This is a genomic window from Alkalihalobacterium alkalinitrilicum, assembly GCF_002019605.1.
In the GTDB taxonomy this organism is placed as follows: domain Bacteria; phylum Bacillota; class Bacilli; order Bacillales; family Bacillaceae_F; genus Alkalihalobacterium; species Alkalihalobacterium alkalinitrilicum.
Genome location: NZ_KV917368.1, coordinates 3,658,468 through 3,684,155, shown reverse-complemented (window position 1 = coordinate 3,684,155; position 25,688 = coordinate 3,658,468). Strand labels below are relative to the sequence as shown.

The window sequence follows — 25,688 nt, the reverse complement described above, 5'->3', positions numbered from 1 at the left end:
TTTGGAGAAGGTTTACGGTCTTATTTTGAAAAAAAGTGAGTTCATGTAAAGAAAAGAGGAAGTAATTATTTATATTTTTTGAACATTTTGTGAACAAATATGTAAATTAAGAAAAAAATTATAATTTTCTTACAGAAAAAAAGGAAATCAAGAGGAAATGGCGAAATGATTAGGTGATTTACATTGAAAAAAGGTGGTGACATTCATGGAAGTGACAGATGTGAGACTACGCCGTGTCAACACGGAGGGACGTATGAGAGCGATTGCTTCAATTACGATTGATAACGAGTTTGTTGTACATGACATTCGTGTAATTGATGGCAATAATGGACTATTTGTTGCAATGCCAAGTAAAAGGACTCCAGATGGAGAGTTCCGGGACATTGCTCATCCAATTTCTTCACAAACTCGCGAAAAAATTCAATCTGCTGTTCTTGCTGAATATGAGCGAGCAGGTGAAACTGAAGGAGTAGAATTCGAAGAAGCTGGTGCTTAAATTAAGGTTTAGATAGAGGCTGACTCAATACAATGGTCAAACAACCTCAAGGACAGTTATAGAGGCTAGAGAATACTCAATAGCCACTAGATACCCAATTGAGGAGTCTGACATTTGTGAGTCAGTCTCTTTTGATTCTAGGGGTTATTATGTTTAGGAGACTTGAAAATAAGTGACAATAATGTGAATTTAACAACTGAAGATACTTGATTAGAGACAAAACAAACACTGGTCTAAGCCCCTTTCATCAAGTTGGTTGCCTATTTGTTTTAACTGTGTTTTCCTTGAAATGCAACCGTATTTAAGATATATTCTTAATGGAATAAAACTGTGGAGGGTAAACATGAGCAATCGATTTGCGGTCATTTTAGCCGCGGGACAAGGAACACGTATGAAATCAAAGCTTTACAAGGTTCTACATCCTGTTTGTGGGAAACCGATGGTACAGCATGTTGTAGATCAAGTTAAGCAACTACAGTTCTCTGACATCGTTGTCATCGTTGGCCATGGTGCTGAGCAGGTTAGAACACAATTAGGTGATGAAATCACATATACAGTTCAAGAAGAACAGTTAGGAACGGGTCATGCTGTGTTGCAAGCTGAACAGCTATTAGCGACAAAAAAAGGAGTGACCGTTGTTTTATGTGGTGATACCCCTCTTGTGACAGCAGAAACGATTGAAGCATTGCTTTCTTATCATGAACAAGAGAAGGCATTGGCAACAGTATTAACAGCTCATGCAGAAGATCCTTCAGGATATGGTCGGATCGTACGAAATGGTAATGGCCATGTTGAACGCATTGTCGAGCATAAGGATGCCTCTGACAGTGAGAAAACTATTCAAGAAATTAATACAGGTACTTATTGCTTTGATAATCAAGCATTATTTAAAGCTCTTCAAAACGTTGGAAATCAAAATGTACAAGGGGAATACTATCTTCCTGATGTCATTGAGATACTAAAAAACGAAGGTGAAAAAATTGCCGCATACCAAACGGACTCATTTGAGGAAACGTTAGGTGTAAATGACAGGGTAGCATTGGCTGAATCTGAACGAATTATGAAAGAGCGAATTAATAAAAAGTGGATGAGAGAAGGAGTATCAATTATCGACCCTTCTAACACATATATTTCAGCAGATGCTAAGATTGGGCAGGATACTATTATTTACCCTGGTTCAATGATTATGGGGAGTTCTATCTTGGGTAGCGATTGTATTATTGGACCACATTCTGAAATCATTGATAGTAAAGTAGGAGATGGTACAACTATAAAACAATCGGTTGTCCATCAAAGTTCGATTGGAAATGATGTTTCCATTGGTCCATTTGCCCATATTCGACCGTTGTCATCGATTGAAGATGAAGTTCGTGTAGGCAACTTTGTTGAAATCAAGAAAACATCGATGGGACAAAGAAGTAAAGCTTCTCATTTAAGTTATATCGGTGATGCTGAAATTGGCGCGGATGTAAACTTAGGCTGTGGTTCTATTACCGTCAATTATGACGGGGTCAATAAATATTTAACGAAAGTAGAAGATGGTGCGTTCATCGGTTGTAATAGTAATTTAATTGCTCCAGTTACGGTTGGCAAAAATGCCTATGTGGCAGCAGGATCAACCATTACTGATGATGTGCCAGAAGAAGCACTATCTGTTGCTCGTGCAAGACAAGTGAATAAAGAAGGTTATGTAACAAAAATAAATAAAAAGAAGAACAACTAAGTGGTTGGAGGTAAAACAACAATGCCTAAATATGGTGATCCAAGTTTAAAAGTATTTACATTGAATGCAAACCCAGAATTAGCTCATCAGATTGTCGAACATATCGGTATCCCAATGGGAAAAAGCTCTGTAACTCGTTTTAGTGATGGTGAAGTACAAATTAACATTGAAGAGAGTATTCGTGGTGGAGATGTTTTCTTAATTCAATCAACAAGCGCTCCTGCAAACGAGCATATTATGGAACTTTTAATTATGATTGATGCTGTTAAACGCGCATCAGCAAAATCAATTAATGTCGTTTTACCGTATTACGGTTATGCCAGACAAGATCGTAAAGCTCGATCACGTGAGCCGATTACAGCTAAACTTGTCGCTAATCTATTAGAAACAGCTGGTGCATCAAGAGTGTTAACACTTGATTTGCATGCAACACAAATCCAAGGGTTCTTTGATATCCCAGTCGATCAGTTAATGGGTGTACCGATTTTATCAGATTATTTTAAAGAGAAAAACTTAGATGATGTTGTTGTTGTATCTCCAGACCATGGTGGTGTAATTCGTGCCCGCAAATTAGCGGATCGTTTAAAAGCACCAATTGCAATTATTGATAAGCGTAGACCAAAGCCAAACGTAGCAGAAGTAATGAATATTGTCGGTAATATTGAAGGCAAAACAGCGATTATTATTGATGATATTATTGATACAGCTGGTACGATCACACTAGCTGCTAACGCACTTGTAGAGCATGGAGCCAAATCGGTGTATGCATGCTGTACACACCCTGTACTTTCGGGCCCGGCGATTGAGCGAATTCAAAATTCAAAAATTTGTGAGCTTGTGGTAACGAACACAATTCCTCTAGGGGAACAAAAGAAAATTGAAAAAGTAACAGAACTGTCAGTCGCTCCGTTAATGGCAGAAGCAATTATTCGAGTTCATGAAAATACATCGGTAAGTACCTTATTCGATTAAAAAGAAGTTTATTAAAATAAGTATGCCTGGTTTGAGTATTTGAATTAAAATGTGCTTTCTGGTGTGATTTTCACTTCATTTGTTTGAATTACTATAAAATAGGGAAAACCTTATAGGGAGTAGTGAAAAACAAGGTAGAGGTGATTAGAATGGCAGTAGCTCTTGAAGCAATAACACGACCAGACTTGAAAAAATCAACAACTAGGAAGTTTAGAGAAGATGGGAACGTCCCTGCAGTGTTATACGGGAAAAAGGTAGATAGTCAGCCGATTGCTGTAAATCAAATCAACTTTGTAAAGTTAGTAAGAGATGAAGGACGAAATTCTATTATTTCTTTAAACGTTAATGGTGCAAAACACGAGGTCATGGTATATGACATGCAGGTTGATCCAATAAAAAATGAACTTGTGCATGTAGATTTTTGTGCGGTTGATATGAGCTCAGAAGTGGATACAGATGTGAAAGTTCAACTCGTGGGTGAAGCACCAGGAGTTAGTGACGGTGGAATGGTATCACATCTTCTGCATCAACTATCAATTCGAGCTTTACCGTCAGACATCCCATCTGAAATTACAGTTGATATTTCGAACTTAAATGTAGGGGATTCGCTTCAAGTAAGAGATATTGTGAGTCAGCAGTCGGTTGAAATCACAAATGATCCTGAAGAGACAATTGTCACCATTTTAATTCAACCAGCCGAACAAGAACCAGGGCAGGTTGAAGAAGAAGAAGTGGCTGAACTTGTACAAGGCGATGCGGAGAATGAAACAGAAGCAAATGAAGAACAGTAAGTTTGTTAAAGGTATAGCCTAGATAGAGGTTATACCTTTTTCTTCTAACTTAGACAAAGATTAAGGAGTTGGAGAAGATGAAGCTAATTGTTGGCCTAGGCAACCCTGGAGCTAAGTATGAAAACACAAGGCATAATGCGGGATTTATAGTGATTGATCAATGTGCTAAAACGATGGGGATTGAGCTTAAGGAAACGAAGTTCAAAGGAGTTTATGGTTCAGCTGTAGTCGATGGAGAAAAAGTTTTTTTACTTAAGCCTCTTACATATATGAATTTATCTGGAGAAAGTGTACGTCCTTTTATGGATTACTTTAAGATTGACCTGGAAGATGTTATGATTATTTTTGATGATATGGACCTTCCCGTTGGCCAAATTCGTTTAAGACAAAAAGGTGGTCATGGGGGCCATAATGGAATCAAGTCATTGAATGCACATTTGGGCACAAATGAGTTTAAGCGAATTCGAATAGGCGTTGAGCGTCCAGATCCAGGTGTTAGTGTTGTTAATCATGTACTTGGGACGTTTCGACAAGACGAGCAGGAATTACTTGATCAAGCGATTAACAAAGCAACGGAAGCTTGCAGTTTTTGGTTAAAAAATGAATTCCCTATTGTTATGAATAACTTCAATTAGATCTGATTGTCGCTGAATAGATTAACCTAATTTGGAGAGACTAGCAATAAGATTGCGTTCAAAAGAGAACAGCTCGAATTGCTGGTCAACTGCAAGAGAGTGTCATCGACAAGGAGGGAAATCTATGGCCATTCATTATCAATGTCGCCATTGTCAGTTAGATCTTGGTAAAATAGAGGAAGCAACGCTCACATCCACTCAACTAGGGTTTGATCATTTAAATGATGTGGAACGAAATGAAATGATCAATTATGATGGTACTGGTAATATTCATGTAAAAGTCATATGCGAAGATTGTCAAGAAGCGTTAAGCAGGAATCCTGATTTACATCAATTAGAATCATTTATTCAGTAAATACAGTTGAAATCAATCAGTGTACAACAGCTTTGGTTGTAAAACCAAAGCATTTTTCTATTGTCTAGTCGAGTCTAAGAAACTTATTGTCGAAACTTGAGACTTAACTAGTGAAAAGTAATCATTTCAAGAAAACATGAAGGAAAAAGAGGGAAAAACAATAGCTACATAGAAAATACAAAATAACTATAGAATAGGTACAACCATATTATCAGTATGTTAGTAATAGATGGTCGAAAGTAATAGGGGGAACATCCATGTTTGGCTTACAACAATATATATTAGAAAGTGATGAAATTAAAGCGGTTTCAACTAGTGTAGAAGCAGGTCTTTCAGAACAACTAATTACAGGGCTTACTGGTTCGGCGAGAACACTGTTTTTATCTGCACTTTACCAGGATATCAAAAGTCCTCAACTAGTCATTACCCATAACTTATTTCAAGCACAGAAATTGTATGAAGATCTTTCAACACTTGTCGATAGTAGCAAAGTGTTTCTTTACCCTGTCAATGAGTTAATTTCTTCTGAGATCGCCATTGCGAGTCCTGAGATGCGTGCACAGCGTATCGAAGTATTAAACCAGCTTGTAAACGGATATGAAGGAATTGTTATTGTACCAATGGCAGGTTTCAGGAGGTTACTACCTCCAGCTCAGCTATGGAAAGACAGTCAATGTCATTTGAAAGTGGGTACGGATATTGACTTAGAAAAACTTCTATATAAATTAATAAAGATCGGTTACGTTCGAACAGATATGGTTGCTTCACCAGGGGAGTTCTCTATTCGGGGAGGAATAGTAGACATTTATCCCTTAACTGAAGAGCAGCCTATTCGTATTGAATTTTTTGATACGGAAATCGATTCACTTCGTTACTTTAGTGTGGAAGACCAACGTTCACAAGGTCAGTTAGAGGAAATTGTTATTGGACCAGCGAATGAGCTTATTCTCGATGAAGAGCACTTTATTAAAGGCGCGGAACGACTCGAGGAAGGGTTATCCCAAACGTTAAAAAAAATTAAAGCAAAAACGGTTAAGGAAAAAATTACCCAACATATTTCGTATGAAGTTAGTCAATTAAGACAGAAAATTGCTTTTCAAGGTATGAATAAATACATGTCGTTGTACTACGATGAAAAAGCAACCATCCTTGATTATGTTGGCAAAAATAGTGTGCTGATCATTGATGAAATAAGTCGTGTACAAGAGATGGCGACTAATTTAGAAAAGGAAGAAGCCGAATGGTTAACCGCACTTTTAGAACAGGGTGAGGTAATAGTCGATCTTGAAATGTCTAAACCATTTGAGAAATCTATAAGTGCGTCCAATTGTCCAATCATTTATTTATCGTTATTTTTAAAGCACGTTCCTTCAACGAATCCTAAAAACATCGTAAACATCAATTGTAAAGCGATGCAAAATTTCCATGGACAATTACATTTGTTAAAAACGGAGACCGATCGTTGGTTGAAAGCAAAATGGACGGTCCTATTTTTAGCAGCCACTAAAGATCGAGCAAAGCGGCTTCAGCACGTTCTTGATGATTATAAAATAGAGGCTGAATTAATTGAAGATAAAAGCCCACTTCTCCAAGGAAGATCACAAATATTAACTGGAACATTGAATAGTGGCTTTGAACTACCTCTTCAAAAACTCGTTGTCATCACTGAAGAAGAAGTCTTTACAAAAAAAGTGAAACGAACACAGCGAAAACAAAAAATATCAAATGCAGAACGAATTAAGAGTTATTCAGAATTACAAGTCGGTGACCTCGTTGTTCATTCTAATCATGGGATTGGTAAATATTTAGGAATTGAAACACTGGAAATCAATGGGACACATAAAGACTATTTGCATTTAAGATATGCAGGAAATGACAAGCTATATGTTCCGGTTGAACAAATTGATCAAGTCCAAAAATATGTAGGTAGTGAAGAAAAGGAACCAAAGATTTATGCTTTAGGTGGTAGTGATTGGAAGAAGGTAAAACGTAAAGTTCAATCTTCTGTAGAGGATATAGCCGATGATCTGATTAAGCTTTATGCAGAACGAGAAGCGAGTGTTGGTCATGCATTTACGAAAGACGGCCACGAACAACAAGAATTTGAAAACTCCTTTCCTTATCAAGAAACAGAAGATCAAATTCGAGCCATTGAAGAAATTAAAGAAGATATGGAAATACAAAGGCCGATGGACCGACTTCTTTGTGGGGATGTTGGTTACGGAAAAACTGAAGTTGCCATTCGAGCTGCTTTTAAAGCGATTATGGATGGCAAACAAGTGGCAGTTCTTGTTCCAACAACGATTCTTGCTCAGCAACATTATGAAACAATTAAAGAACGATTCTCAGAATTTCCAATTGGAATTGGTGTTTTAAGTCGTTTTCGTTCACGAAAAGAACAAAATGAAACGATTAAAGGTTTGAAGGCAGGAACGGTTGATATTGTTGTTGGAACGCATCGCTTATTATCAAAGGATGTTGTTTATAAAGATTTAGGGTTACTGGTCGTTGATGAAGAACAACGATTTGGAGTCACACATAAAGAAAAAATTAAACAATTAAAATCAAATATTGATGTATTAACTTTAACGGCAACTCCAATTCCAAGAACCCTTCATATGTCAATGCTAGGTGTAAGGGATTTATCAGTCATTGAGACTCCACCTGAAAATCGATTTCCTGTGCAAACGTATGTTGTTGAATACAATGCATCTCTCGTAAAAGAAGCGATTGAACGGGAATTAACGCGAGGTGGTCAAGTTTATTTCTTATACAATCGAGTGGAAAGTATTACGAAAATGGCAGATCAAATTTCGATGCTTGTTCCTGATGCAAAAGTATCGTTTGCGCACGGTCAGATGAACGAACGAGAGCTGGAATCGATCATGATTGACTTTCTTGAAGGAAATAGTGATGTGCTTGTGACTACAACGATCATCGAAACAGGTGTAGATATTCCAAATGTGAATACACTAATCATTTATGATGCAGATAAAATGGGTCTATCACAACTTTACCAAATTCGTGGTCGCGTCGGTCGTTCAAATCGAGTGGCCTATGCTTACTTTACGTATCAGCGTGATAAAGTGCTTACAGAGGTTGCAGAAAAACGTTTACAAGCAATCAAAGAGTTTACAGAGCTTGGTTCAGGCTTTAAGATCGCAATGCGGGATTTATCCATTCGCGGGGCTGGAAACTTATTAGGAGCCCAACAACATGGGTTTATTGAATCTGTCGGTTTTGATCTATATTCTCAAATGTTAAAAGAAGCCATAGAAGAGCGAAAAGGTGATAAGCCAAAAGAACCGCCATTTACTGTAGAAATTGACATGCTTGTTGATGCATACATTCCTGAGTCATATATACAAGATGCCAAGCAAAAAATCGAAATGTATAAAAGATTTCGAGCGGTTGAAAGTATGGAGGATCTTACAGATTTACAAGATGAACTCATTGACCGTTTTGGCGACTACCCAGAAGAAGTCGCTGATTTGTTAAGTATTGCAAAAATTAAATTATATTCGAAACAAGAAAAGGTTAGTGAAATTACACAATCGAAAGATAATTGCACATTATTGATGACAGAAGAAGAAAGTAAACGGGTAGATGGTGCAAAATTATTTGAATTAATAAATCAACTTGGGCGAGCAGTATCCTTAGGGACATCTGGTGATAGAATAAAAGTTGTAATTAAAACAAAAGGAATGACAAGCAAAGATTTACTTTTGACGTGCGAAAGGCTTTTAAGTGACCTTCATCAAGTCAAAAAGCCCCAATAGAGCATGCTGACATACCTACATGAAAAAATTGGAAATGCCAATCTAGCAAGAAATATGAAAAATTGGTGAATAGTTCTTTTCTAACAATAGATAATATAGACAAGACGAATTCATCATTAGTGGATGGTTTTCTGATGTTAAAAAATTAAATGATGTTTTTTAACAACCATTTCCTATGCTACTACATCATTAGAAAGTGAGGCATCTAGGTATGAAAGCTACTGGAATTGTTCGTCGTATTGATGATCTAGGTCGAGTTGTCATTCCGAAAGAAATTAGACGTACTTTACGAATACGTGAAGGTGACCCATTGGAGATTTTCGTTGACCGAGACGGCGAGGTCATATTGAAGAAGTACTCGCCAATTTCTGAGTTAGGTAATTTTGCAAAAGAATATGCTGAAGCTTTATATGACAGTTTAAGTCATACTGTACTCATTGCAGACCGTGATACATATATTGCTGTATCTGGTGGTTCCAAGAAAGAATATCACAATAAAAGCATTGGTGAAATTATTGAAGCAACTATGGATGAAAGAAAATCGAGGGTTGAGTCTTCAGCAGGTGAGTTTAACATTGTAGGTGACCAAAAAGAGGATTTGAAAGGTTTAGTCGTTGCACCTATAATAGCTAACGGTGACCCGATTGGAGCTGTGGTCATGTTGAATAAAGAAGAGTCGTTCTCAGGTGAAGTTGAACAGAAGTTAGCTGAGACGGCCGCTGGCTTTTTAGCTAGACAAATGGAACAATAATATAACGTAAAGAGGCAAGATAGAAGCAGTGAAGACTCTCGCCTCTTTATTTAAAAGGAAGCAGACAACAGATCCGTTATTTTGAATAATTCATCTTAATTTTGTATGATTATTGGAAAATAGCGGAATGATAGTCAGCATCAGCTTAGACTCAGAAAAAGGAGTGAGGTTTCCCCTCTCTCCTTTTTTTATATGGGATAAAATGTTTTATGATCGACTGTGATATAATAGCGGTTAGTTTTATCCCGCAACAACTGGCAGTAATACCCCCACTTCAAGACTTCGAGGAATCAAAGGAGGATAAGTGGGGGATAAACTGCCAGTAAAAACTAAATGAACACAGACTAGATGCGCCACATCCTGTGGCAACGTATGTGTGACCCACATCGTGTGGGCCTCAACTAACCATCAGGGGAAGAGGAAAACCCCTCACTGATGGAAGTTTCACTTTATCAAATTGTGGAAGGGGAATGGTTGGGTGTCTCATCTTAATGACCAAACGAAAAAAATTTGGCAAGGAGCACTCATTTTAACTATCGCTGCATTATTAACAAAAGTATTGAGTGCAATTTACCGGATACCTTACCAAAATATCGCAGGTGATGTAGGCTTTTATGTCTATCAACAAGTGTATCCTTTCTATGCGATTGCTTTTACGTTATCGATCTATGGATTCCCTGTCATTATTTCCAAAGAAATGACAAACCGCAAAGAGAAGCATAACGACGAGGAGATTTTATCAAAATATTTATTTTCTTTAGTTTTGTTGTCAATCACAGCAGGGTTATTATTGTTGGTACTAGCTGAACCACTTGCTCAGTGGATGGGAGACCCATTACTCGTCCATCCGTTAAGAGTAACCGCACTAACTTATTTTGTCGTACCAATTCTTTCGGTGTTTCGCGGGTATTTCCAAGGAGATGGGTGGATGACACCAACGGCTGTTTCGCAACTAACGGATCAAAGTATTCGAGTCGTTCTAATTCTAATTTTAGCGTACGCTATGATCAATCTAGGATTTGGTCCGTACGGCGCTGGGTTAGGTGCAGTCATTGGTTCAGTTCTAGGAGCGTTAGCAGGTGCTGTTTGTTTACTCCTTTATTATCGTCAATCTAATAAAGGAAAAGGAATTCAGTTTCAATTAGGGAAAGTAAATAAAGCGAGCATATTCCCGTTTATTAAAAATAGCCTTTTATTTTCAATGACCATTCTTGTCCTTGTGTTCATTCAATTAATTGACAGTTTATCCGTCCTTCGGTTATTACTAGAAAGTGGTGTTGAATTAGAATTCGCAAAAGTCGCAAAAGGGATATATGATCGTGGGCAACCACTCATTCAGCTAGGAACCATTGTAGCTACGTCTTTTGCCTTAACAGTCGTACCGATGATCTCAAGGGCAAAATCGTTACAAGATCGTCAGGAGGCGAAACGAAAGACCGAACTTACGCTACGCTTAACGGTCGCTTTTGGTTTATTAGCATCGGTTGGGTTAGCTATTATCATTGAACCGACAAACCAACTGTTATTTACAAATCGTGAAGGATCAAATGTGTTGTTTGTATTAGCCTTTTCGATTGTTTTCGGAGCACTTGTAATGACAACCGCTGCCATTTTGCAAGGATATGATAAAGGACATTATGCTGCACGTCATATTGTATACGGTTTAGTGGCCAAAGTATTTTTAAATGTGACGCTCATTCCAGGCTTCGGAACACTAGGAGCAGCTATTGCCACGACGGTGAGTTTAGCTATCATTGCTTTATTGAATACGATCTTAATTTACCGCATGGAAGGAATGACACGTATGAATAAGGCACAAATTATGGGCTTATTTATTACCGTTTTTGGAATGGGTTTGACTACTTTTTTATGGAAAACGATGTTAGAGAATTGGCTAATAACGGATGGATTATCACGAAGTACCGATGGCATTATCGCTTTATCAAGTGCTGCTATTGGAGGAGTCGTTGCGGTTATTTTAATCATCAAGTTCGAAGTGTTTTCAGAAAAAGAAGTATCCATTATACCAGTATTTGCTAAACTATATAGAGTGATTAATGGTCGAAGGAGAGATTTATAGTGAAGAAAATAACGGTTATTGGCTTAGGGGCTGGGGAGCTCGCTCAATTATCGCTTGGTACGTACCAAGTTCTTAAAAAAGCAGATCCTCTCTTTTTAAGAACAGAAAAACACCCAGTTATTGATGAGCTGAAAAATGAAAGTTTCAAATATACGTCGTTTGATGCTGAGTATGAAAAACACGAACGTTTCGAAGATGTGTATCGTTCAATAGTGGATATCTTACTCGCACAATTAGACAATCAACAAGAAATTACATATGCTGTACCTGGACACCCTTTAGTTGCTGAAGAAACAGTCCAGCTTTTATTAAAGGAAGGAAAAGAGCGTGATATTGATGTTGAAATTCAGGGTGGTCAGAGCTTTTTAGATCCTATGTTTAATGCATTACAAATAGACCCGATTGATGGTTGTCAAATAGTTGATGGAACACAATTAAAACGGGACCAGATACAAATTCGGCAACATATCATTATTTGCCAAGTTTACGATGCTTTTATTGCCTCAGAAGTAAAACTGACCTTGATGGATTTGTTACCTGATGATTATGAAGTAAAAGTAGCTACAGCTGTTGGAACATCAATGGAAAGCATAATTACTTGTCCTCTCTATGAGCTTGATCGAGTAACTGAATTAAACAACTTAACGGCTGTTTACGTTCCACCTGTGAAAACAGAAGAGTTTCTATATCAAGACTTTCAAAAGTTAAGAGAAGTGATTGCAACATTGCGAGGACCAGATGGATGTCCATGGGATCAAGAACAAACTCATGAAACATTGAAGCCTTTTTTATTAGAAGAAGCTTACGAAGTGTTAGAAGCAATCGATGAACAAGATGATGACCATTTAGTTGAAGAGCTCGGTGATGTATTGCTTCAAGTCATGTTACATGCTCAAATCGGTGAAGATGATGGTTGGTTTACAATTGATGATGTCATTTGTTCGATTACAGAAAAGATGATCAGAAGGCACCCTCATGTGTTTTCAGGGCAAAATGCAATAGATGCTGCAGAAGTAGTTGCTAACTGGGAAGAAATTAAGCGAAAAGAAAAAAGTGAAGAGAAAAGAGTATCAATATTAGACGGTATTCCTAAAAGCTTACCCGCTTTATTAAAAGCTTTTGAACTTCAAAAGAAAGCTGCAAAAGTAGGCTTTGACTGGGAAGACGCGGCACCGATGTGGATGAAACTTCAAGAAGAGATTAGTGAATTTTTCTCAGAATTAAAGGTAAACAATACAGAGAAAATGAAAAAAGAATTTGGTGATATTCTTTTTGTTCTTATTAACTTAGCACGATATTATAAAATTAACCCTGAAGAGGCGCTACATATGACGAATAAAAAGTTTTCTAGTCGTTTCCAAGTGATTGAGGACGAACTAACCAAACAAGGGTTAACGTTCTCTGATGTCACGTTAGAACAGCTTGATGAGATTTGGGAAAAAAGTAAAGAGGAATATCAATAAAAAGGAGGAATTTAGAGTGAGGTTGGATAAGTTCTTAAAAGTATCAAGATTAATTAAACGACGCACATTAGCTAAAGAAGTATGTGACCAAGGAAGAATTACAGTTAATGGACAAGTGGCAAAAGCAGGTACAAATGTTAGTGTTGGTGATGAGCTGGTGATTCGTTTTGGTCAAAAGTTTGTGACGGTTCAAGTAGAGGCCATTAAAGATACAACAAGAAAAGAAGAGGCGAGTTCTATGTATACAGTCACAAAAGAGCAATCAGTAGAAGCTGCGGAGTAAGGAAATCCAACAGCTTGTTCTATTTTATATCCACTCAACATAAATTTGTAATAAATGAGGTGTTGAGGAGGATTAAATATGGAACACAATTATGAATTTGGTACACCAATGGGGCAAGCAAGAAAAACAAAAGAACATGACATTACACTAAGAGGCCGAAAGAAACTAGACATTACAGGTGTAAGGCAAGTTGAAAGTTTTGACAATGAAGAATTTCTTTTAGAAACGGAAATGGGTTTTCTTTCGATCCGTGGCCAGAACTTGCATATGAAAAACTTAAACGTGGAACAGGGCTTAGTATCTATTGAAGGCAAAATTTTTGATCTTGTTTATCTTGATGAAAATCAAGGTGGGAAGTCAAAAGGGTTATTTGGGAAGTTGTTCAAGTGAGTTTAACAATTCAATTCTATACGATGCTATCAATGGTTGCTGCAGGTACTTGGCTTGGAGCTTCTATTGATACCTATAGAAGATTTGCTAGGCAGCCGCGTCCATCATTATCATGGGTCACAGTGTTAAATGACTTTTTATTTTGGTTAATCCAAGGCCTTCTCATTTTTTATGTTCTTCTTAAAGTTAATGAAGGAGAAATGAGGTTTTATATTTTTCTTGCATTGTTATGTGGTTATGCCGCTTACCAGGCCGTATTTCAGCGTTGGTATTTGCGAATTCTAGAAATTGGCATTCAGACGTCCATTGCAATTTTTCGTTTTATTCGGACACTTATCCTAACAATCTTCATTAATCCTATTAAATGGCTATTGAAACTATTATATTCCTTGGTTATCATGGTAATATCAGTAATATTATCCATATTATCATTTTTATTTAGGTTAATTGTAAGGCCTATTCGTTGGCTTGGAAAATTGGTATACAAGCTATCTAGATTAGACCGCCTTGTGAATTCCATAAAAAAGACCAAGTGGGTGAAAAAAGCAGTTGCCTTTTGGAAGTTTATACGAACCCGTGGCAACAAGGGGGATGATTAATGGTTTCGGAACGTAAACGAAAAATTCGGGAGCTAGATGCAAACTTTAACCGAGTGCAAGAACAAGTATCGGAAGATCGTCTTCGGAAAAGAAGAGGTTTATTTCGTCGTTTAACAGCATTTGCTTTTATTGTAGTCACCCTTAGTGTAATTGCTTTTATGACGATTCATACTCAGGCGCAATTACTAGAAGAAAAAAATGAAGAGAAACAAGCACTTCAAGCGAGGCTCGAAGCATTAGAAATAGAACAACTTCACTTAGAACAAGAAATTATAAATTACAATGATTTAGATTATATTGCTGAAATTGCTAGACGTGATTACTTTTTATCAAAGGATAGGGAAATTTTGTTTAAATTACCTAAAATATCAACGGATTGACACTCTTTTTCCGCATCAAGTATAATTTATAATATAGTGTGTTCAAAAGAAGGAGCAATGAAACTTCTAACCTTTTGAGCCATCTCTATAAAACATTATTTTATTTGTTTTTTAAGGAGGAGCAATTTTTAACATGTCAATCGAAGTAGGCAGCAAGTTGCAAGGTAAAGTAACGGGTATTACCCATTTTGGGGCATTTGTGGAGCTGCCAGGAGGTACTACTGGTCTGGTTCATATTAGTGAAGTCGCTGATAATTATGTTAAAGACATTAAAGAAGTGTTAAAAGTAGGCGACGAAGTTCTAGTTAAAGTTGTTAATGTTGAACAAGATGGGAAGATTGGACTTTCAATTAGAAAAGCTCAAGAACGCCCAAAAGAGGAGATGGCCAATCGTGCTCCTCGTCCATCACGTCCACCGCGCCCAGCACGATCTGGGGGAAATTACAGTAAAGGTGGAAATAGTAGTGCACGTAATCAGCGTCCAACGATGTCCTTTGAAGATAAGATGAATCGATTTTTAAAAGATAGTGAAGAACGTCTCTCCACGCTAAAACGCCAAACAGAGTCGAAGCGAGGTGGTCGAGGCGCCAGACGTGGGTAAGTCTTGCTGCCGGCTTTTTAATAAAAGAAATGAGAGGCAAGCGTTATAACGCTTGCCTCTCATTTAATTCAAAATAGGGTTGACTATTATAAGAGATTTATCGTATAATAAATTTTGTCGTTAGCGATAGTATTATGGCGGTGTAGCTCAGCTGGCTAGAGCGTACGGTTCATACCCGTGAGGTCGTGGGTTCGACTCCCTCCGCCGCTACCATACATACTTATAATCAACTGTATCCAAATAGGGTGCAGTTTTTTTGTGTTTATAATTAGGTCAATAAGTGAGATTTGAGTTAATAGTAATTTACAGGTAAGTCTCGATGTTGAGTTTTAGGCCTCTTACTTATCCCGATTTTTCTAATTAATACCATTTTTCTTTCGTCATAACTATTGCTGATGAGTCACTGTTTTTGCAATTTTGGCTACGTTTGCTGTCAATCCATTCTTAGTTATGGGAAAGGGTGGAAATCGGGCGGTCATTTACACGAAAGCCGTCGAAGACTTTTTTCTATTCGACTTGAAATTCTGACAAAAACTGAATCTCTTCTATGTTTATAATGAAACCACGAAATATAACCGTGGGGTGTTGCGAAATGTTACGGAGAGTTACAAAAGGAGTTATTGAGCCCGTTCGTGGTTGGACGCTACCTACCAAAGCAATGTCACTAACGACATCGACAACTGAAAAAGTCAAAAAAGGAACGAATCTACTTTTTTATCAATGGGGACTTCTTATTTTTGTTGTTGGCTTTCTACTTGGACGAGCGATGATACTTTCGGAAATTACACCATTTGTACTGCCTTTTGTTGCTGCTATTTATGTATTGAAACGGGACAAGTTAGGAATTGCAGCCTTGGCTGTCTTTGCTGGGGCAATGACTCATATTTTAGAAAGTAGTTGGTTTGTTTTAGCGTCACTACTCATTTTTATTATCTATCAAAAGGTTGTAGAAAAGTTTAGTGATAATACAACAAAGCTTCTTCCATTTACCGTTTTCTTTACTAGTATTTCAGCTCGCATTATTTTGACTTTCTTTATGCAAGGTCAAGTAACGAACTATGATTGGATGATGGCTGGAGTAGAAGCAGGTCTTAGTTTCATATTAACGATGATATTTCTACAGAGTGTTCCGTTAATAACAGCGAAACGAAGTCAACAACCATTAAAGAATGAAGAAATTGTTTGCTTAATTATTTTACTCGCTTCGGTTATGACGGGAACGATCGGGTGGATGGTTTATGATTTAACAGTTGAACATATATTAGCTCGTTATCTAGTACTATTATTTGCATTTGTAGCTGGTGCAGCTATTGGCTCGACAGTAGGGGTAGTGACTGGGTTAATCTTAAGTTTGGCAAGTGTTGCTAGTCTCTATCAAATGAGTTTACTTGCTTTTGCAGGTTTACTAGGTGGATTATTAAAAGAAGGGAAAAAGCTTGGAGTCAGTATTGGTTTGCTTATTGGTACACTTTTAATAGGATTGTATGGTGAAGGATCTGATCAAGTGATAGTTACGGTTATGGAATCAGGTGTAGCGATTGCCATATTTCTGCTTACTCCAAGGTCAATTATTAGTAAGCTTGCACGATATATTCCAGGAACGGTAGAGCATTCCAAAGAACAGCAACAATATTTACGGAAAATAAGAGATGTGACGGCTGGTAGAGTCGAACAATTCTCTCATTTATTCCAAACATTATCGAATAGCTTTTCAGCAACTACTGCACCTGTTGAAGCTGATGATACGGAAAAAGAAGTCGATTATTTCCTAAGCAATGTTACGGAAAAAACGTGTCAGGCTTGTTTCAAAAAAGACCGCTGTTGGGTTAGTAACTTTAGTAAAACATATGAGTCCATGTCCAAAATTATGAATGATGTTGAAAAAAATGGAGAGTTAAGGGACTCGATGCTCAAAGCCGAATGGAAAAAGTACTGCGTTAAACATGAGAAGGTCGCTCAAGTCATTCAACAAGAGCTTGGACAGTTTCAAGCAAATCAAAAACTTAAAAAGCAGGTTTTAGAAAGTCGCAAGCTAGTTGCAGACCAATTACTGGGTGTATCTAGAGTGATGAATGACTTTGCCAAAGAAATTCAAAAAGAGAAAGAAGCTCATTACGTTCAAGAAGAACAAATGTTAGAAGCCTTAAGAGGTGTAGGTTTAGAAGTAGGACATATTGATATTTTCCATTTGGAACAGGGGAATATTGAAATCGAGTTAAGTATAGCTGATGATGGTGGACACGGGCAATTTGAAAAAGTAATTGCGCCGATGTTATCTGACATACTAGGAGAAACGATTATAATTAAAAATGAAGAACGAAACTTTTATCCTAACGGTTATAGTCATGTATCGTTTGGTTCAGCGAGAAAATTTGTAATAGAAACAGGTGTGGCTACTGTCGCAAAAGGCGGTGCCTATGTATCTGGAGATAGTTATTCTACGATTGAGTTGGGATCTGGAAAGTATGCGATTGCAATTAGTGATGGGATGGGAAATGGAGAGCGTGCTCATCTTGAAAGTAATGAAACTTTACAGCTTTTACAAAAAATCTTGCAGTCTGGTATTGAGGAAACCGTTGCGATCAAGTCCGTTAATTCTGTTTTATCGCTACGAACTACCGATGAAATCTTTTCAACGTTAGACTTAGCAATGATTGATTTACAAGATGCAAATGCGAAGTTTTTAAAGATTGGGTCGATCCCAAGCTTTATAAAAAGGGGAACAAAGGTAACTAAAATCGAAGCAAGTAATTTACCGATGGGTATTATTCAAGAATTTGATGTTGATGTAGTTAGTGAGCAGATGAAACCTGGGGACTTATTAATCATGATGAGTGATGGCATTTTCGACGCACCAAAGCATGTTGAAAATAAGGAAATGTGGATGAAACGAATTATTAGTGAAGTAACATCTGAAGACCCTCAGGAAGTCGCTGATTTAATATTAGAACGTGTGATTCGTGATGAAAAAGGTAGTATTGAAGATGATATGACGATTGTAGTAGCACGAGTAAAACGAAATATGCCAAAGTGGGCTGCAATACCGTTGTATAAACCACGAAACGTAGAGAAGAAAAAGGCACAGTAGTTTCTGTCTTGTACATGTTTAACCATGTATAAACGCCCTCCAATTGGTGAATGATGGTAACATTCAGAAAATTGGAGGGGATATGCTTGGGAAAAGGTACATTACGCCAAATTTTGCTTATAACGGATGGTTGCTCTAACCAAGGGGAAGACCCTGTTGCTATAGCTGCTTTAGCGAAAGAGCAAGGGATAACGGTAAATGTTATTGGTGTTGTTGATAATAGTCCAATGAATGAACAAGGCGTTCAAGAAATTGAATCTGTTGCGATGGCAGGTGGTGGTGTCAGTCAAATCGTTTATGCGCAAGCGCTAGCTAAAACCGTACAAATGGTAACGAGAAAAGCGATGACGCAAACACTATACGGTGTAGTTAATAAGGAATTACAGCAAATTCTAGGAGAAGAGCAAGAATTAGAAGATTTGTCTCCAGAAAAACGTGGACAAGTAATGGAAGTTGTTGACGAATTAGGTGAGACGATTGATTTAAATGTATTAATATTAGTTGATACGAGTGCTAGTATGAAAAATAAATTACCGATGGTGCAAGATGCGTTAACAGATTTATCGATTAGTCTTACGTCTCGGATGGGAGATAATCGCTTTTCTTTATACTCATTTCCTGGCAAAAGAAAGGATATCGACCGTTTACTAGATTGGACCCCAAAACTGGAATCCCTCACAGGAATATTTCATAAGTTATCATCAGGTGGGATTACTCCAACTGGACCTGCTTTACAAGTTGCCTTACAAAGATTTGAGAAAACTAACTCGAGAAGGAGTTTGATCTCTAGTGACGAGGATGAATTACTCGAAGACTCAGGCATGTAACTTAACACCAGGGGAAAAAGTTGTTGGTAAGTGGCATCGAAAAACCTACCAGATCGTTAAACTATTAGGGTCTGGTGCTACAGGGTCGGTATATTTAGCTAGAAGTGTAGATGGTGATGTCGCATTAAAAATTGGTGTGAATAGCATGGCCATCACATCTGAGGTAAATGTGTTAAAGCATTTTTCGAAGGTCCAAGGTCAGATACTTGGGCCTTCTTTGTTAGATGTTGATGATTTAGTCACAACCCAAGGAGTAATGCCATTTTACGTTATGGAATATTTGAAGGGGGAACAATTAATCACCTTTACGTCTAAGCGAGGAGAAGAATGGATTGGTATTTTAATGGTGCAGTTGCTTGGCGACTTAGACCGTCTCCACCGCGCAGGGTGGGCGTTCGGTGATTTAAAACCAGACAATTTAATTGTTGTTGGTCCAACGCCACGAATTCGTTGGCTTGATGTCGGTGGAACGACATTACTCGGAAGGTCAATTAAAGAGTACACTGAATTTTTTGATCGTGGCTACTGGGGGTTGGGTTCTAGGAAAGCAGAACCAAGCTATGATTTATTTTCTCTCGTAATGGTAATGCTTAATTGCTCATATCCGAGACGTTTTGATAAAAAAGGCGACCAACCATTACAGCAACTAAAACAAGCGATAGATGCAAAACCTGGTCTTAAGCCGTACCGTGAAGTCATGTTAAAAGGAATGCAAGGAAAGTACAATGATGCGCAAATGATGAAGAAGGATTTAATGGATGCTATTCAAAGGAAATCAACATTCTATAAAAAGAGTCAAGCGTCTCACTCGACAAAAATGAAGAGGAAAGAACGAAAAAAAGCATCAAAATCTTCTTATCTCATTGAAATCTTACTCGTAACCTCTTTTCTTATTTTGGCATATATCCTATACTTATTTGGACAATTAATGTAGAAGAGGATGTTCAAAAAGTCCGGGAAAAATAGCTGTCGAATTTCTATGTCAGCTTGCTCCTCCGCTCCTCACGTATTAACAACATACGTTCCGGTGCTCGGAGGCGGCGCTTCCTCGAACTTCTTGGCTCTTTTTGTCCTCCTTTTTGAACACAAATTGTAGGATAGGATGATTTAGGTAAGTTGGAGGGTGCCATGTTTAGAGCAGATCGAATGATGGATGTATGTTTGTTGGCAGGAGAAATTATGCTAACGTACGGTGCAGAAACTTATCGAGTAGAAGAAACGTTAGAGCGAATGGCAAAAGCTGCAGGATTTTTAAATGTTCATAGCTTTGTTACAACAACTGGCATTTTTCTCTCCTTTGATGAAGTAGGAAAAGGCGATACGATGCAGATGATTCGCGTAGATGACCGTATTTATGATCTAAATAAAGTGTCATTAGTCAATCAAGTATCTCGCGAGTTTGTAACAGGTGAAATAGATGAGGAAACAGCTTATGCTAAGTTGAATGAAATTGCGAAGTCGCCGATGAATTATCCATTGTGGCTCGTTCATATCGCTTCAGGAGTTGCAGGTGCTGGATTTTCATACTTATTTGGGGGCAGCTTACGCGATATGCTCCCTGCTTTTATTGCTGGGTTTATCGTTAGTGTGTGTGTATTCAAATTTCAAGAGTACTTAAAAGTGAAATTCTTTGCTGAATTTATTTCTGCTTTTATTGGAGGCAGTGTTGCCATCGGATTAGTATTTTTAGGTGTCGGTGTTAATTTAGATCAAATTATTATTGGAATCTTAATGCCTCTCGTGCCAGGGGTACCCCTAACCAATGCAGTGCGAGATTTAATATCTGGTGATTATGTAGCTGGAGTAAGTAGAGGTGCTGAGGCCTTTTTGACGGCGCTCTCTATTGCAACGGGTGTTGCACTCGCGATTGGTTTATTTTTAGCTTAATAGGGGGGGAACATCATGTGGTTGGAGTTATTATTTGTGTATGTAGCAACGCTTTGCTTTGGAATTTTATTCAATGTACCGACTAGGACTTTGTTTATTGGAGCGTTAATTGGATGTCTATCTTGGTTCATCTACCGGACGCTCCCCGAACTCGGAGTATCCCTGATACTAGCCACTGCACTAGCTTCATTCATGAGTGCAACAATTTCACACATTCTTGCCAAAAAGTTTCGTATACCTGCAACGACGTTTAGTATTCCTGCAATTATTCCCTTAGTTCCTGGAAGTAAGGCGTATTTTACCATGTTGGCCTTTGTTGAGAGTGATTATTTACTTGGGTTAGAACTTGGGATAAGTACAATGCTTCAAGCTGGAGCGATTGCAGGTGGGCTTGTTTTTGCACTCGCGATTTTTTCTTTTAAGAAAGGAGGAATCGGTCAACGATATGAAACAGGCCGTTAAGCAATTTATAAAAGAGCGCCAATTATTAGAACCGAACTCAACGATAGTAGTCGGTGTTTCAGGTGGTCCTGATTCCCTTGCTTTACTACATTTTTTATGGAATGAAAGTCATAAGGAAAATTATCAAATTGTTGTTTCTCACGTTGATCATCAGCTGAGAGAAATTACTTCAGCTGAAGATTATCAGTTCGTCAAACAATTTTGCGAAAAACGAGCGATTCCTTTTGAAGGAAAGCGGGTAAATGTAAAGGAAGCTCAAATTCAATTTGGATTAAGTGTTCAAATGGCCGCTAGAAAATGTCGTTACGACGTATTTAGCCAAATTATGCAAAAGTATGACGCTCATTATTTAGCATTAGCCCATCATGGAGATGACCAAATTGAAACGATTTTAATGAGCCAAGTGAGAGGAACGAAGGGAGATGTACTAACAGGAATTCCGGTATCTAGACCATTTGCAACTGGAACATTAATTCGGCCTTTTTTAGGAATAACGAAAGCAGAAATCGAGCAATATTGTAAGGAAGAACAATTACAGCCAAAGATCGATGAAAGTAATTTTTCGGATAAATATGTTCGTAATCGGTTTCGTCAAGAGGTTCTGCCGTTTATAAAAAATGAAAATCCAAAAGCACATATTCACTTTCAACGTATGAGCGAATCTTTAAATGCTGATCAAATCTATCTCGAAGAATTAACTCGGACACAATTAGAAAATGTCATTGAAAAAAGAACGAATGAAGAAATCATTATTTCTGTTCAACAATTTCAAGATTTACCCTTTGCTTTACAAAGAAGGGCGATTCATCTAATATTAAAATATCTTTACGGGGAAAATTACCCATCTCTCTCATTTATACATATTGAACACGTTCATCAACTGATTTATTCACAACATCCATCAGGTCAATTGGATATGCCAAAAGGAGTAATCGTTGATAGAGTCTATCATCATTGTCGGTTTCGCTTCACGACAGCTTTAGACAGTTTACAACCTTTTACGAACGAATTAAAAGTTCCAGGTTGTATCTCGACTAAGTTGGGAATAATAAGTGCAAAATTTACGTCAAACCTCACTTGCGAACAACGAAACCCCTATACTTTTATATGTGATGCTGATCGACTTAAGTATCCACTCAATGTTAGAGTAAAAATGAATGGCGATCGTATCCAGTTAATAGGGATGGAAGGATCGAAAAAAGTGAGTCGTATTTTTATTGATCATAAAATAGAGCAGTCCAAGCGAAAAGGTTGGCCGCTCGTTACTGATGGAAATAATGAAGTGATATGGATTCCCGGATTAGGACATTCTAAAAAAGGTGCTGTCACAGAAATGTCGCAAAATTATTTAGTGCTTTCATTTGAATTTCATCATGAAGGCTCGGTATAATTCTTTTCAGCAGTATTTACAGGAGGGTATAACACATAATGAAGGATGAAATCAAAGAAGTATTAATTTCTGAAGAACAAATACAAGAGAAAGTGCGTGAATTAGGGGATAAACTTACAAAAGAATATGACGGTAAGTTTCCCTTAGTTGTCGGTGTATTAAAAGGAGCCCTTCCTTTTATGGCTGATTTAACGAAGAGAATAGATACACATATCGAGCTCGACTTTATGGATGTGTCAAGCTATGGAGCTGGAACCGTTTCGACGGGCGAAGTGAAGATTGTAAAAGATTTAAATACTTCGGTAGAAGGTCGTCACGTTTTAATTGTAGAAGATATTATAGATAGCGGCTTAACTCTAAGCTACTTAGTAAAGCTTTTCCATTACCGGAAAGCGGAGTCTGTTAAAATTGTCACCCTATTAGATAAACCAGATGGAAGAAAGGTCGATTTAGTACCTGATCTTTCTGGATTTACCGTTCCAGATGCTTTTGTTGTCGGATATGGTTTGGATTTTGCTGAGCGTTATCGAAACCTCCCGTATATTGGTGTATTAAAGCCAGAAATTTATGGGACGTAAAGATTGTGAAAAAAGTGGTAAATATGATACTATAATTTAAGCTGTGATTGTACGTGGGAGGAGGTCAGGAATGAATCGGATTTTTCGTAACACGATATTTTACTTGTTAATTTTTCTAGTCATCGTTGGGATTGTCAGTGTCTTTAGCGGTGATCAAACTGAGACAACACCAATGACTGTTGATGAATTTTATCAACATCTACAAAATGGCGAGGTAACCACTCTTGCTTTAAAGCCAGAACGACAAGTGTACTTAGTTCGAGGTCAGCTTGTGAACACACCAGAAGGAGAGTTTTTTCAAACCTATATTCCTAGGGCAGAACTAGCAGTTGAAAGACTGTTTGATGCACAAGAAGGTGGGGGTGCCACACCAGAGTTCATCATGGAGCCTGCAGATGAGACAAGTGGTTGGGTGACCTTTTTTACGTCGATTATTCCATTTATCATTATTTTTATCCTATTCTTCTTTTTACTAAGCCAAGCTCAAGGTGGCGGAAGCCGTGTCATGAACTTTGGTAAGAGTAAAGCGAAGATGGTTCAAGATGATAAGAAGAAAGCCAAATTCAAGGACGTTGCTGGCGCAGATGAAGAAAAGCAAGAACTTGTTGAGGTCGTTGAATTCTTAAAAGACCCAAGAAAGTTCTCTGCTATTGGTGCGCGTATTCCTAAAGGGGTCTTATTAGTGGGGCCGCCTGGTACAGGGAAAACGTTACTAGCTAGAGCTGTTGCAGGTGAGGCTGGAGTTCCGTTCTTCTCCATCAGTGGTTCTGACTTTGTTGAAATGTTTGTTGGGGTCGGTGCATCCCGTGTACGTGACCTATTCGAAAATGCGAAGAAAAATGCACCATGTATTATCTTTATTGATGAGATTGATGCAGTTGGTCGACAACGTGGAGCTGGTTTAGGTGGAGGTCACGATGAACGTGAGCAAACGTTAAACCAATTACTTGTTGAGATGGATGGATTTAGTGCGAATGAAGGGATTATTATTATCGCGGCAACAAACCGTGCTGATATTTTAGATCCAGCGTTATTACGTCCAGGACGTTTTGACCGACAAATATTAGTAGGGCGACCAGATGTTAAAGGCCGTGAAGATATATTAAAAGTTCATGCGAGAAATAAACCACTTGCGGATGACGTAGATCTAAAGGCCATTGCAGCCAGAACACCTGGATTTTCTGGTGCTGATTTAGAAAATCTTCTCAATGAAGCAGCACTAGTTGCTGCGCGGCATGATAATAAGAAAGTAAATATGATCCACATCGAAGAGGCTATTGATCGGGTCATTGCTGGTCCAGCTAAGAAGAGTCGTGTTATTTCTGCGAAGGAAAAGAAAATTGTTGCATGGCATGAAGCAGGACATACTGTCGTAGGTGTAAAGCTTGAAAATGCCGACATGGTTCACAAAGTAACTATTGTTCCAAGAGGTCAAGCTGGGGGTTATGCCGTCATGCTTCCAAAAGAAGATCGTTACTTTATGACAAAGCCAGAGTTACTCGATAAAATTATGGGCCTACTAGGTGGTCGTGTGGCCGAAGAGATTACCTTTGGTGAAGTGTCAACTGGAGCTCATAACGACTTCCAGCGAGCAACAGGTATTGCACGTAAGATGGTAACCGAGTATGGAATGAGTGAAAAGCTGGGTCCAATGCAATTCGGACAAAACTCTGGAGGTCAAGTTTTCTTAGGCCGAGACATCCAAAATGAACAAAATTATAGTGATCAAATTGCTTATGAAATTGACTTAGAAGTACAGCGTTTCATTAAAGAGTGCTATGAGCAATGTAAACAAATCCTTCTAGCTCATAAAGATAAGTTAGATCTTGTAGCCGAAACGTTAATGGAACTTGAAACGTTAGACGCAGAACAAATTAAATCACTTGTTAACGAAGGGAAGCTTCCTGAGAACCATCATACCGATGCGTACCGAAAACAACAAGAAGCAAAGTCGGAAACGGTTCAAGACGGTGATGTGAAAGTAAATATTTCTTCTAAAAAAGATGAGACTGAACCGAAAGATAAGAGTGAAGTCAAGTCTTCAGATGAACAAGGTGATAAGCCGAAATCAGAAGAAGAAAATAAGACAGATAAATAATCAGAAAATAGGATGTCTAAAGACATCCTATTTTCTTTTTAAAGTGATAAAATTAAGGTA

The 25,688-nt window shown here is 37.9% G+C and carries 23 protein-coding genes and 1 tRNA gene; all 24 read left to right on the top strand.

Annotated elements, in window-relative coordinates; translation table 11 throughout:
• Positions 1-205: 205 nt before the first annotated feature.
• The 24 genes from spoVG to ftsH all read left to right on the top strand — a co-directional run bounded on the left by spoVG (position 206) and on the right by ftsH (position 25,628).
• Positions 206-496, top strand: a complete 291-nt coding sequence (spoVG, locus tag BK574_RS17930; protein ID WP_075388474.1) for a septation regulator SpoVG — start codon at positions 206-208, stop codon at positions 494-496.
• A 343-nt stretch (positions 497-839) separates the two neighbouring features.
• Positions 840-2,219: a bifunctional UDP-N-acetylglucosamine diphosphorylase/glucosamine-1-phosphate N-acetyltransferase GlmU gene (glmU, locus tag BK574_RS17925; protein WP_075388473.1), complete on the top strand. Its 1,380-nt coding sequence runs from the start codon at positions 840-842 to the stop codon at positions 2,217-2,219.
• Positions 2,220-2,240: 21 nt separating this feature from the next.
• Complete coding sequence (locus tag BK574_RS17920; protein WP_078430909.1) at positions 2,241-3,191, top strand: ribose-phosphate diphosphokinase; 951 nt, start codon at positions 2,241-2,243, stop codon at positions 3,189-3,191.
• A gap of 149 nt (positions 3,192-3,340) precedes the next feature.
• On the top strand, positions 3,341-3,982 hold the full coding sequence (locus BK574_RS17915; RefSeq protein ID WP_078429487.1) for a 50S ribosomal protein L25/general stress protein Ctc: 642 nt from the start codon (positions 3,341-3,343) through the stop codon (positions 3,980-3,982).
• A gap of 77 nt (positions 3,983-4,059) precedes the next feature.
• Positions 4,060-4,617, top strand: a complete 558-nt coding sequence (gene pth / locus BK574_RS17910; RefSeq protein WP_078429486.1) for an aminoacyl-tRNA hydrolase — start codon at positions 4,060-4,062, stop codon at positions 4,615-4,617.
• Positions 4,618-4,741: 124 nt separating this feature from the next.
• Positions 4,742-4,972: an anti-sigma-F factor Fin gene (locus BK574_RS17905; RefSeq protein ID WP_075388469.1), complete on the top strand. Its 231-nt coding sequence runs from the start codon at positions 4,742-4,744 to the stop codon at positions 4,970-4,972.
• 257 nt (positions 4,973-5,229) lie between these two features.
• Positions 5,230-8,751, top strand: a complete 3,522-nt coding sequence (gene mfd, locus BK574_RS17900; RefSeq protein WP_078429485.1) for a transcription-repair coupling factor — start codon at positions 5,230-5,232, stop codon at positions 8,749-8,751.
• 211 nt (positions 8,752-8,962) lie between these two features.
• Positions 8,963-9,502, top strand: coding sequence for a stage V sporulation protein T (gene spoVT, locus BK574_RS17895; protein ID WP_078429484.1), 540 nt, complete (start codon positions 8,963-8,965; stop codon positions 9,500-9,502).
• A 478-nt stretch (positions 9,503-9,980) separates the two neighbouring features.
• Positions 9,981-11,582 carry a putative polysaccharide biosynthesis protein gene (locus BK574_RS17890; RefSeq protein ID WP_158211688.1) on the top strand — a complete coding sequence of 534 codons (1,602 nt, stop codon included), beginning with the start codon at positions 9,981-9,983 and terminating at the stop codon, positions 11,580-11,582.
• Positions 11,582-13,045, top strand: coding sequence for a bifunctional methyltransferase/pyrophosphohydrolase YabN (gene yabN, locus BK574_RS17885; RefSeq protein WP_078429482.1), 1,464 nt, complete (start codon positions 11,582-11,584; stop codon positions 13,043-13,045). Before BK574_RS17890 ends, yabN begins: the two co-directional genes overlap by 1 nt.
• Before the next feature lie 16 nt (positions 13,046-13,061).
• The gene (locus BK574_RS17880; RefSeq protein WP_075388464.1) at positions 13,062-13,328 is read left to right on the top strand and encodes an RNA-binding S4 domain-containing protein; all 267 of its coding nucleotides are present in this window, start codon (positions 13,062-13,064) and stop codon (positions 13,326-13,328) included.
• A gap of 78 nt (positions 13,329-13,406) precedes the next feature.
• Complete coding sequence (yabP, locus tag BK574_RS17875) at positions 13,407-13,718, top strand: sporulation protein YabP (RefSeq protein WP_075388463.1); 312 nt, start codon at positions 13,407-13,409, stop codon at positions 13,716-13,718.
• Positions 13,715-14,317 (top strand): spore cortex biosynthesis protein YabQ, encoded by a 603-nt coding sequence (yabQ, locus tag BK574_RS17870; RefSeq protein WP_075388462.1) that lies wholly within the window; start codon positions 13,715-13,717, stop codon positions 14,315-14,317. Before yabP ends, yabQ begins: the two co-directional genes overlap by 4 nt.
• On the top strand, positions 14,317-14,697 hold the full coding sequence (locus BK574_RS17865) for an FtsB family cell division protein (RefSeq protein WP_078429481.1): 381 nt from the start codon (positions 14,317-14,319) through the stop codon (positions 14,695-14,697). Before yabQ ends, BK574_RS17865 begins: the two co-directional genes overlap by 1 nt.
• Positions 14,698-14,830: 133 nt before the next feature.
• Positions 14,831-15,298 carry a S1 domain-containing RNA-binding protein gene (locus BK574_RS17860; protein ID WP_075388460.1) on the top strand — a complete coding sequence of 156 codons (468 nt, stop codon included), beginning with the start codon at positions 14,831-14,833 and terminating at the stop codon, positions 15,296-15,298.
• A 136-nt stretch (positions 15,299-15,434) separates the two neighbouring features.
• Positions 15,435-15,511: transfer RNA gene (locus BK574_RS17855), tRNA-Met, on the top strand.
• 379 nt (positions 15,512-15,890) lie between these two features.
• Complete coding sequence (gene spoIIE / locus BK574_RS17850; RefSeq protein WP_078429480.1) at positions 15,891-18,386, top strand: stage II sporulation protein E; 2,496 nt, start codon at positions 15,891-15,893, stop codon at positions 18,384-18,386.
• An 86-nt stretch (positions 18,387-18,472) separates the two neighbouring features.
• Positions 18,473-19,213 (top strand): VWA domain-containing protein, encoded by a 741-nt coding sequence (locus BK574_RS17845; protein ID WP_142247987.1) that lies wholly within the window; start codon positions 18,473-18,475, stop codon positions 19,211-19,213.
• Entirely contained in the window at positions 19,185-20,147 is a 963-nt protein-coding gene (locus BK574_RS17840; RefSeq protein ID WP_078429478.1) for a protein kinase domain-containing protein, read from the top strand. Before BK574_RS17845 ends, BK574_RS17840 begins: the two co-directional genes overlap by 29 nt.
• Positions 20,148-20,341: 194 nt before the next feature.
• Positions 20,342-21,100: a threonine/serine exporter family protein gene (locus BK574_RS17835; RefSeq protein ID WP_075388456.1), complete on the top strand. Its 759-nt coding sequence runs from the start codon at positions 20,342-20,344 to the stop codon at positions 21,098-21,100.
• A gap of 15 nt (positions 21,101-21,115) precedes the next feature.
• Complete coding sequence (locus BK574_RS17830) at positions 21,116-21,562, top strand: threonine/serine exporter family protein (RefSeq protein WP_078429477.1); 447 nt, start codon at positions 21,116-21,118, stop codon at positions 21,560-21,562.
• Entirely contained in the window at positions 21,546-22,952 is a 1,407-nt protein-coding gene (gene tilS / locus BK574_RS17825) for a tRNA lysidine(34) synthetase TilS (RefSeq protein ID WP_078429476.1), read from the top strand. Before BK574_RS17830 ends, tilS begins: the two co-directional genes overlap by 17 nt.
• Positions 22,953-22,990: 38 nt before the next feature.
• Positions 22,991-23,530, top strand: coding sequence for a hypoxanthine phosphoribosyltransferase (gene hpt / locus BK574_RS17820; RefSeq protein ID WP_075388453.1), 540 nt, complete (start codon positions 22,991-22,993; stop codon positions 23,528-23,530).
• Positions 23,531-23,600: 70 nt separating this feature from the next.
• On the top strand, positions 23,601-25,628 hold the full coding sequence (gene ftsH, locus BK574_RS17815) for an ATP-dependent zinc metalloprotease FtsH (RefSeq protein WP_078429475.1): 2,028 nt from the start codon (positions 23,601-23,603) through the stop codon (positions 25,626-25,628).
• Positions 25,629-25,688: the final 60 nt, after the last annotated feature.